Here is a 10,088-nt window from a genome sequence, read left to right as displayed (position 1 = left end):
TATGTCGGGTATGCCTTTCGGCGGATGGAAGCTGGTGCCCAATGCCGATGTAGCCAAAAACCATCCTGATTGGTATTGGGGAATGGGGCTTACTGCGGAGGCTGTAGCTAAAGAATATAATATCAGCAGGGAGGATCAGGATGATTTTTCCCTTAAATCCCACCAAAAGGCTATCGCTGCTATTAAAAATGGACATCTGAAAGAAGGCGTTCTCCCCATCACTGTAAAAGAAAATTATCTGGATGAAAACCTGAAAAAGAAAACCAGGGAGTATGTTGTAGATACTGATGAAGGACCCAGAGCCGATACCGCAATAGATAAGTTAGCCAAACTTAAACCAGTTTTCGCTGCCGGGGGATCGGTAACTGCCGGAAATTCTTCCCAAACGTCCGATGGGGCCGCTTTTGTATTGGTTGTTTCAGAGAGCATGCTTAAGAAACTCAACGTCAAGCCCATCGCACGCCTTGTAAGTTACGGAGTTGCGGGTGTACCACCGAGAATAATGGGAATAGGGCCCATTGAAGCTATTCCCTTAGCGCTCAAAAAGGCAGGAATGAAGAAGGAGGATCTTGATATAATAGAGCTTAACGAAGCATTTGCTTCACAATCTCTTGCCATCCTCCGTACACTCGACCTTAACCCGAAAGTGGTAAATGTTAATGGTGGTGCAATCGCCCTTGGACATCCGCTGGGATGTACGGGTGCGAAGCTCTCGGTTCAGCTGTTCAATGAGTTGAAAAGGAGAGAAAAGAAGTTTGGTATGGTAACGATGTGTGTTGGGACGGGACAGGGAGCAGCTGGGATTTTTGAAATATTTTAGGGAGCAAGGAACAAAGAGTAAGGACTATGGCCGTTAACTAAATAATTTTGGAGCACGAACGGATTTATCCGACAGTTAAGTGATCAGAACTGTATAATGAGAATAATTCATGTACTCATTATATTCTCGATGCACAATTTTAGAAAACTCACTATTTGGAAAAATTCAATGCTTCTTGCAAAGGAAGTATACTTAACAACCTCCACTTTTCCTAAAGAAGAGAAATTTGGGTTGGTATCACAAATGAATAGATGCAGTGTGTCAGTTCCTTCAAATATTGCAGAAGGTTCTTCGAGAAGTTCTAACAAGGAGTTCGCGCACTTCATCAAGATATCAATAGGATCATTATTTGAGTTGGAAACCCAATTGACTTTATCAAATGAAGTTGGGATTATCTCTACTGAGGCCCTTGACACACTAACAACAAAAATTATAACACTTCAAAAAATGTTATTAAGATTTTTAAAAACACTTGAATGAGATACATACACGGACCAATTTCGGGAGATAAATTTCAAATTGAACATAGCTGTCTTTGTTCTTTACTCTTTGTTCCTTGATCCAAAAGCAATTATTAAATGGAAACTAACAATAAAAAGGCTACCATCCGCGGCGGTGAATTTATCATCCGCGAAACTTTGTGCGAGGACATCTTTATTCCCGAGGAATTCGATGAAGAACAGCTGATGATCAGGAAAACTTGCGAAGATTTCCTGGAAAGCGAAGTTTATCCGAACCTTGACCGAATCGATACGCAGGAAGAAGGGCTGATGACCAGCTTGATGGATAAAGCAGGAGAGTTAGGCTTACTGGCGGTTTCGATTCCGGAAGAGTACGGCGGTTTCGGGAAGAACTTTAATACGTCCATGCTGGTAGCGGACTCTATCGGACCAGGCTGCTCGTTTGCAGTAGCACTCTCAGCTCATACAGGCATCGGTACCCTTCCAATCCTGTACTACGGAAACAAAGAACAAAAGGATAAATATATTCCGAAGCTGGCTTCGGGTGAATGGAAAGCATCTTATTGTCTCACGGAGCCAAATTCAGGTTCCGATGCGAATTCCGGGCGGACAAAAGCGGTTCTGGATGCTGAAGGGACTCACTATATAATTAACGGACAGAAGATGTGGATCACTAACGGTGGATTTGCAGATATCTTTATTGTTTTCGCCAAGATCGATGATGATAAAAATTTGTCGGCGTTTATTGTGGAAAAGGATTTTGGAGGTATAACCATGAATCCAGAGGAACATAAAATGGGCATAAAGGGTTCTTCCACCCGTCAGGTATTTTTCAATGATTGTCCGGTTCCAGTTGCTAACCTGCTATCGGAACGGGAGAATGGGTTCAAAATAGCGGTGAATATTCTGAATATCGGCCGGATTAAATTGGGGGTTGCGTCTATTGGCTCATCCCGGAGGGTATTAAATCAAGCTATCAATTACTCAAATGAGCGGATACAGTTTAATCTTCCTATCTCGAAATTTGGTGCCATTCGTTATAAACTGGCAGAAATGGCAACAAGAAATTTCGCTATTGAAAGTGCGGCTTATCGGGCTGGGCAAAATATCGATGATGCATACGAAGCTCTTGTAGCCGAAGGAATGGATCCATCTAAAGCAAAACTAAAATCAACAGAAATGTTTGCTGTGGAATGCGCGATCCTAAAAGTGTGGGGCTCAGAGGTTCTGGATTATATTGTAGATGAGGGCGTACAAATCTATGGAGGAATGGGTTATTCGGCAGATGCTCCTATGGATCGTGCTTATCGAGACAGCCGTATCAACAGGATCTTCGAAGGCACGAACGAAATCAACAGGATGCTGATCCTGGACATGCTTTTGAAACGCGCAATGAAAGGCGAGCTCGATCTAATGACGCCCGCTCAGGCAGTTGCCGGGGAATTAATGTCAATTCCTGATTTCGGTGAAGAAGATGATTCTTTATTTGCTGCAGAGAAGAAGATTCTTGCAAACCTTAAGAAAGCAGGTTTAATGATTGCAGGCGCTGCCGTTCAAAAATTGATGATGACCCTTTCTAAAGAACAGGAGATCCTGATGAATATTTCAGATATCATTGGATACATTTATGTTGCTGAATCCACTATTCTGAGGGTTGAAAAGCTTGTTAAAATGAGAGGAGCAAACGCTTGCCAGGGACAACTGGATATGATGCGTATTTATTTATATCAGGCTGTCGATAAGGTTGCACTGGCGGGTAAAGAGGCTTTATATTCTTTCGCCGAAGGCGATGAACTAAGGATGATGCTTGTGGGCCTCAGAAGATTTACCAAAATCGAGCCTTTTAACATCAAAGAAACCAGGCAACGAGTTGCTAAACAATTGATCGACGCAAATAAATACTGTTATTAAGTGGAGAGTTGACAGTTGAGAGTTGACAGTGAATGCCGAAAATCTCGTATATATAGTTTGGATATAAACTAAGTTACGGCGTTATGCTAACTCTCCACTTTCAACTGTCAACTCTCAACTAACAAAAAAAGGCACATTCGAGCCAACTGGCTCGAATGTGCCTTTTTTTGTTAAATAATGTTAATCCTTACTTTTTAAACTTTAAAAGGATAAATTTGCAGCCTGAATAAACCGCCTAGAAGAGATTATATATAATGAAAATCAAAAATTTACTTTTACTGATCTTCCCGTTGATGTTGGTTTTGGGTTCTTGCAAGAAAATCGATGCGGAAGAGCAGGCGAATATCGACGATTCTACAATCCTTAAGCTTATAAGTGATAAAGGAATTGTAGCCCAAAAACATGCAAGCGGTCTTTACTACCAGATACTTAGCACTGGCACCGGCAGTATTGCTTATACAACTAATACAACAGTGAGTACAAGGTATACAGGTAGATTGCTAAATGGAACAGTGTTCGACGGAACAACCAGTCAGCCAATTTCTTTTAAGCTAGGTCAGGTGATAGCAGGCTGGCAGGTAGGTATTCCGTTAATTCAGAAGGGTGGCAAAATTCGTTTACTTATACCCTCTGCGTTAGCCTACGGCCCTGAAGGGCAGGGTCCTATTCCTGCAAATGCGGTTCTCGATTTCGATATAGAGCTGATAGACGTTACAAATTAATACAGAAAATGAAGCAATTTCTTAAATATGCAATACCCGGAATTCTATTGATAAGCATAATTGCAGCTTGTGAAAAGGAGTACGAATCTATTGCGAGCATTGACGACAAAAATGTCACAGCTTATATCCAGGCAAATAAGCTGAATGTTGTTCAATATCAGGACAGCGGAATTTATTACCAGGTTGTTAATCCTGGCTCTGGTGCTGATGTGGAATACTCTGACCAGACACCATTGATATTCACCCTCAAATCTATTGATGGTAAATATGCAGCGTTAGATACTTTCAGCTCATCAAACCGTTATTTCAATTTTCTGGGTTACTTTAGTCCGGAAGCAGTACGAGTAGGGATAAAAGAGGTGCTAAAAAAGAAATCTGGCACAATTCGTATGATTATACCTTCCCGGGCGGCTTTTGGACGTAACGGCGCGGGAGCTATCCCAGGAAATGCGTCTCTTGATCTTACTGTTACTGTTATCGATAAAAGTAAGATTGCATCTTATGAGGATTTTACTATCCAAAAATACCTAACCGCAAATGCGTTAACTGGTTTCACAAAAACGAGTTCCGGCTTATATTATAAAATTGATGCGCCGGGTACAGGCAGTCCGATTACGGCTGATTCGACAGTTAAGGCTGAATACGAAGGCAAACTTTTAAACGGCGTTGTTTTCGACAAAACAGGTACCGGAAGTGCGGCAACTCTTGCGTTACGCGATGTAGTCAAGGGCTGGCAAGAGGCAGTTCCTTTGATTAAAGAAGGAGGAACAATACGAATGGTTTTGCCATCTTCTTTAGGTTACGGATTGGAAGGTAGTAATGGAATTCCCGCGTTTTCTACTCTTTTCTTCACGGTCAAAGTAACGGAAGTCATGCCGTAGTTTTTGGGGTGCTGTGGGCTTCTATCTCAGGCTCAGTGCTTTCAGTTATAGCTATTATCAATCGCTCCCTTGAGGGTAGGGTATTTAAACTTATAACCTGATTTTATAAGTTTTTCTGAGGAGGCTTTGGTGCTTTCAAGCACCAACAAACTCATTCCCCCAATTGCAACTTTCAGAGCGAATTCTGGTGCCGTTATAAATACTTAGGACAACTTCTTCGCTTTGGCAATACGACGTGTAAGCTCGGCTTGCCGCCGGTGTGAGTATATTTAATCATCTTTTTGCCCGTACAATTATTATTTTTGATACCGTGTATACTCCAATAATTAACCATAAATGAGGTATAATACATGATCTATAAGAAGCATATTTTCATTTGTACCAATCAACGGCCGCCAGGGGCAAGGGTTTGTTGTGGAGAGGAACACGGCTCGGCACTTACCGCAGAATTCAAGAAGATCATGAAAGATAAGGGCTTAACCGTTGACATGAGGGCACAAAGAACAGGGTGCTGCGAGCTTTGTGAACACGGGCCGATAGTAGTGGTGTATCCGGAAGGTGTATTCTATGGAAAAGTAGAATTGAGCGATGTGGACGAGATTATCTCGGAACATCTGCAGAACGACCGGGTGGTGGAAAGGTTGAAAATTAGCAGATTAGATTAATTAGCAAATTAGTAAATGGCTAGTGTACCAATATTCGTAACACCTAAGCGTCATGCCATTTGCTCATTTACTCATTCTCAAATTTACTCATTCCAATTTGCTCATTTCCAAATTTGCTCATTTGCAAATTTGGTTAGCTGCTTATATAACTCTGTAGCTGCTCAATCGTTTGTTTCTGGTCTTCGATCACAAATTTAACTAAATCGCCGATTGAGATCATACCCCCCACTTTACCGTCCTCGACTATTGGCAGGTGTCTGATATGCCTGTTCGTCATAATTTTCATGCAGTCATCAACAGACGAATTAAAACCGATAGTTTCCAAATCAGCTGTCATAACTTCAGCTATTAAAGTTTCTTTGGAAGATTTACCCTGGAGAATGATCTTACGGGCGTAATCTCGCTCAGTAAAGATTCCCTTTAAAGTCTGGTCTTCCATGACCAGCAATGCACTAATGTTATTGTCCATCATCACCTGAAGAGCATCAAGAACGGATGTGTCAGGGCTTACCGAATAAATTGTATTTGATTTGTTCTGGACGATGTGTTTTACGGTTTTCATTACACTACAGTTTGGTTTTTATCGGCAATTAACCTGCCTGCGGGCAGGCAGGACTTACATGCGCTTATTTTGTGTTTTTAAAGCAGTAACCTCATGCTGGTTTCCTAGCATCACAATTAGCTTTACTAAATATAATGAATTTTCTTAGAAAATCAAAGCATGCTAATTGGAAAAAGTAGCTGTTGAAACGATGTTTTTAAATTCTTACACGAAAATGATCGAAAATGTCAATGTTAAGGACGTAATTTGAACAAATTTTCATGATGCCGAAAGCGACAGTCTTATCGATGGCTATTTGCATAGCTGACAAAATATGAGCGGAAAAACCATTTTAGTTTGGTTTAGAAAAGATTTACGAATTCACGATAACGAGATATTAACAGAAGCAGTTCGCAAAGGTGAGACTGTGGTTCCCGTTTATTGTTTCGACCCCCGGCAATTTGAGACTACTTCCTTTCAGACACAAAAGACCGGGGCTATCCGGGCGAGGTTCTTAATCGAATGCGTCGGAGATCTTCAGCAGTCGTTGCAGAAGCTTGGCGCCGATCTGATCATCCGCTACGGCAAACCCGAGGATATTTTGCCGGAATTAGTAAGTAAATATGGCGTCAATGAAGTCTATCACCATAGAGAGGTAGCTTCAGAGGAGACAAGGATCTCTGCTGACGTGGAGAATGAGCTCTGGAGGTTGAAGATCAATCTCAAGCATTTTATAGGACATACCTTATATCACAAAGAAGACCTTCCATTTCCAATAAATAATATTCCTGACGTTTTTTCTTCTTTCCGGAAGAAGATAGAGCGCGATAGCTCCGTGAGAAAATGCATTAAGTCACCAGGCAGCTTTAGCATTCCGCAAGACATGGAAACCGGAGTGCTCCCTTCATTATCCGATCTTGGGTTTGAACAAATTAGCAGTGCCGACGATCGGTCCGTTATGAAATTCAAAGGAGGTGAGACGGAAGCTTTAAAGCGGATGCACAACTACTTCTGGGAGACCGATTCAGTAAAGAATTATAAGCAAAGCAGGAACAATTTATTAGGAGCCGATTATTCCTCCAAGTTTTCAGCCTGGATAGCTTTTGGCTGCTTGTCGCCGCGCGAGGTTTATTGGGAAATTAAGAAATATGAACAGGAACGTGGTGCGTCCGATTCTACCTATACTCTATATCTGCAATTGCTCTGGCGGGATTATTTCCGGTTCATGTTTAAGAAATATGGGAATAAGTTCTTTCAGAAAATTGGCTTCAAAGGTGTTGCTCCGGAAGAGGCTCAAAATCAGCAGGACCTCTTTGAGTTATGGAGAGAAGGCAAGACAGGCGTGCCGTTTATAGATGCAAATATAAGAGAGCTGAATACCACAGGTTTTATGAGTAACCGCGGGCGGCAGAATGTAGCTAGTTTTCTTGTTCGAAACCTGAAGGTGAACTGGATGTGGGGAGCTTCGTATTTTGAAGAGAAGCTTATCGATTATTGTCCCGCAAACAATTGGGGGAACTGGGCCTATATAGCAGGTGTAGGGAATGATCCAAAAGAATACCAGCACTTCAATGTTTTAAAACAAGCGAAGGAGTTTGATCCTAACGGTGATTACGTACGCATGTGGGTACCTGAGCTCGCTGCAGTTCCCGGAGCGAAGATCCACCAGCCCTGGACTTTGTCTGACGAAGAAGTAAATGAATATGCTGTCCAGGCTTACCATGCCAGGCCTTCGTTTGCGCCGGAGGTGTGATTAGTAATCAGTGTTCAGTAATCAGTGTCCAGTAATCAGTGTCCACCGAACGTATCGATCTCAATAATCACTAACCACTACGGTTACCATCTCCGTTTTCCACTGATTACTGATTACCGATTACTGATTACCAAATAATGAGTAGCCACTACCCGGTAACTATATCCGTTTTCCACCGCTCACCGATTACTGAATACCGTTTCCCATTCAGAGGCACGGTCACGCATTGTTACACGCTAATTTCAAAATACCGAGTTCTTATTACCAATTCTATGCTTAAAATCTTATTTTTGTATCGCAAAAGATTTTGTTTTTAAATGGATAACCTATCATACATCAGTAACGCGAACTCTGCCTACATCGATTCTCTCTACCAATCATATAAACAAGACCCCGATTCAATTGATTTTGGCTGGCAGAAATTCTTCGAGGGCTTCGATTTTGGACGCGGTTCTGAGGCAGGAGTAGTAAGTGCTGAAACTCCTGATCATTTTTTCAAAGAGATTAATGTTTTAAATATGATCAATGGCTATCGCCAGCGGGGACATTTGTTTACCAAAACGAATCCTGTTCGCGAGAGAAGATCATATTATCCTGGGAAGGAACTGGAGACTTTTGGCCTTCAGGACTCTGATCTGGAAACAGTATTTAACTCTGGTGTTGAAGTAGGCCTCGGCCCTGCAAAATTAAAGGATATCATTGCTCTTATTGAAGAAACCTATTGTCAATCAATTGGGGTCGAATATAAATACCTTCGTAACCCTGAGAAGCTAAAGTGGTTCGAAGAGCGGATGGAGAGAGAGCGTAATACTCCCAACTTTAATATCGAAACCAAAAAGAGGATCCTGGGTAAATTAAATGAAGCAGTTGTTTTTGAAAACTTCCTTGGAACAAAGTTCCTGGGTCAAAAGCGTTTCTCGCTTGAAGGAGCTGAATCGGTAATCCCGGCACTGGACTCAGTGATTGAAAAAGGGGCAGAGTTAGGGATCGAAGAATTTGTAATTGGTATGGCACACAGGGGGCGTTTGAACGTTCTGGCCAATATCATGTATAAAACTTACAAGAATATCTTCTCTGAATTTGAAGGAAAGGGATTCGATGTAAATACACCATTCGGTGGAGATGTTAAGTATCATCTGGGTTACTCCACAGATGTTGAAACTGTTGGCGGCAAGAAAGTGCATTTGAGCTTATGTCCCAATCCATCACACCTTGAGGCGGTTGATCCGCTGGTTGAGGGTATGGTCAGGTCGAAGATTGATTTTAAATATGGAGGCGATTACAAACGCATCGCTCCGATACTCATACATGGCGACGCTTCTTTAGCAGGACAGGGTATAACTTATGAAGTTTTGCAGATGGCAAAACTCGAAGGTTACCGTACTGGTGGAAGCATTCACCTGGTGATCAATAACCAGGTGGGTTTTACTACAAATTTCAAAGATGCGCGTTCGTCTACATACTGTACGGATCTCGCAAAAGTGACTTTATCACCCGTTTTCCATGTCAATGGAGATGATGTAGAAGCCCTTGTCTATGCTATTAACATGGCTGTAGAATATCGTCAGAAATATCATAATGATGTATTCATCGATATTTTATGTTATCGCCGGTTTGGGCATAACGAGGCAGATGAGCCTAAGTTCACTCAGCCACTATTGTACAAGGCTATTGAAAAGCATCCTAATCCAAGAGAGATCTATAACAAAAAGCTACTTGAGCAGGGCAGCGTTGATGCTAATCTTGCGAAAGAAATGGAGAAGAATTTCCGGGCTTTATTGCAGGAGCGTTTGAATGAGGCGAAAGAGGATCAAACCTATTCTGCCATGAATTCCGTTCTTGCCGGATCCTGGAAAGGACTGCGACTGGCAACAGACTGGGAGGGAGCTGCATCAGATACCAAAGTGTCGGCGAAAAGCTTTTTGTCCACTGCAAAAAATATTTCAACCCTTCCTTCCGATAAGAAATTCTTTAAAAAGATTGAAAAGCTATTCCAGGACCGTTTTAAGATGTCAGAAACGAAAGTTTTTGACTGGGCGATGGGTGAGCTTATGGCCTATGCCTCCCTTCTTCAGGATGGATTCCGGGTACGGGTAAGCGGCCAGGATGTAGAGCGCGGTACGTTCTCACACAGGCATGCTGTTTTGACTCTTGAGGATTCGGAAGAAGAGTACGTTCCTTTGGCGCAGTTAGATAAGGGAACAGCGAAATTTGAAATATACAACTCTCATTTGTCTGAATATGGTGTTCTTGGATTCGAATATGGATACGCTTTGGCAAACCCGATGGCTTTGGTTGTTTGGGAAGCTCAGTTCGGCGATTTCGTAAACGGTG

9 protein-coding genes are annotated in these 10,088 nt (G+C 42.1%); 8 read left to right on the top strand and 1 reads right to left on the bottom strand.

Annotated elements, in window-relative coordinates:
- The 6 genes from WKF69_RS03520 to WKF69_RS03495 form a co-directional block, all read left to right on the top strand.
- Nucleotides 1-820 (top strand): acetyl-CoA C-acyltransferase (locus WKF69_RS03520; RefSeq protein ID WP_340379526.1); only part of this gene is annotated, 820 nt, incomplete at its 5' end.
- Between the two features lie 129 nt (nt 821-949).
- The gene (locus WKF69_RS03515) at nt 950-1,300 is read left to right on the top strand and encodes a four helix bundle protein (protein ID WP_340379525.1); all 351 of its coding nucleotides are present in this window, start codon (nt 950-952) and stop codon (nt 1,298-1,300) included.
- Between the two features lie 98 nt (nt 1,301-1,398).
- A complete protein-coding gene (locus WKF69_RS03510) occupies nt 1,399-3,192 on the top strand; it encodes an acyl-CoA dehydrogenase family protein (protein ID WP_340379524.1) in 1,794 nt (597 codons plus the stop codon).
- A 254-nt stretch (nt 3,193-3,446) separates the two neighbouring features.
- A complete protein-coding gene (locus WKF69_RS03505; RefSeq protein ID WP_340379523.1) occupies nt 3,447-3,914 on the top strand; it encodes an FKBP-type peptidyl-prolyl cis-trans isomerase in 468 nt (155 codons plus the stop codon).
- A gap of 8 nt (nt 3,915-3,922) precedes the next feature.
- Nucleotides 3,923-4,795 (top strand): FKBP-type peptidyl-prolyl cis-trans isomerase, encoded by an 873-nt coding sequence (locus WKF69_RS03500; RefSeq protein WP_340379522.1) that lies wholly within the window; start codon nt 3,923-3,925, stop codon nt 4,793-4,795.
- A gap of 350 nt (nt 4,796-5,145) precedes the next feature.
- Nucleotides 5,146-5,460, top strand: a complete 315-nt coding sequence (locus tag WKF69_RS03495) for a (2Fe-2S) ferredoxin domain-containing protein (protein WP_340379521.1) — start codon at nt 5,146-5,148, stop codon at nt 5,458-5,460.
- A gap of 133 nt (nt 5,461-5,593) precedes the next feature.
- Here the strand turns inward: WKF69_RS03495 and WKF69_RS03490 are convergent, their stop codons facing one another.
- Nucleotides 5,594-6,022: a CBS domain-containing protein gene (locus WKF69_RS03490; RefSeq protein ID WP_340379520.1), complete on the bottom strand. Its 429-nt coding sequence runs from the start codon at nt 6,020-6,022 to the stop codon at nt 5,594-5,596.
- A 313-nt stretch (nt 6,023-6,335) separates the two neighbouring features.
- On the opposite strand from WKF69_RS03490, the gene WKF69_RS03485 reads away from it, so the two are divergent.
- Both WKF69_RS03485 and WKF69_RS03480 read left to right on the top strand, forming a co-directional pair.
- Nucleotides 6,336-7,754, top strand: a complete 1,419-nt coding sequence (locus WKF69_RS03485; RefSeq protein ID WP_340379519.1) for a DASH family cryptochrome — start codon at nt 6,336-6,338, stop codon at nt 7,752-7,754.
- Nucleotides 7,755-8,071: 317 nt separating this feature from the next.
- On the top strand, nt 8,072-10,088 hold a 2,017-nt coding region (locus WKF69_RS03480; protein ID WP_340379518.1), incomplete at its 3' end, for a 2-oxoglutarate dehydrogenase E1 component.

Origin of the sequence: Daejeonella sp. (assembly GCF_037719425.1) — a bacterium.
In the GTDB taxonomy this organism is placed as follows: domain Bacteria; phylum Bacteroidota; class Bacteroidia; order Sphingobacteriales; family Sphingobacteriaceae; genus Daejeonella.
The sequence above is the reverse complement of the archived record's forward strand: the minus strand, read 5'-3'. Positions and strand labels throughout refer to the sequence as shown.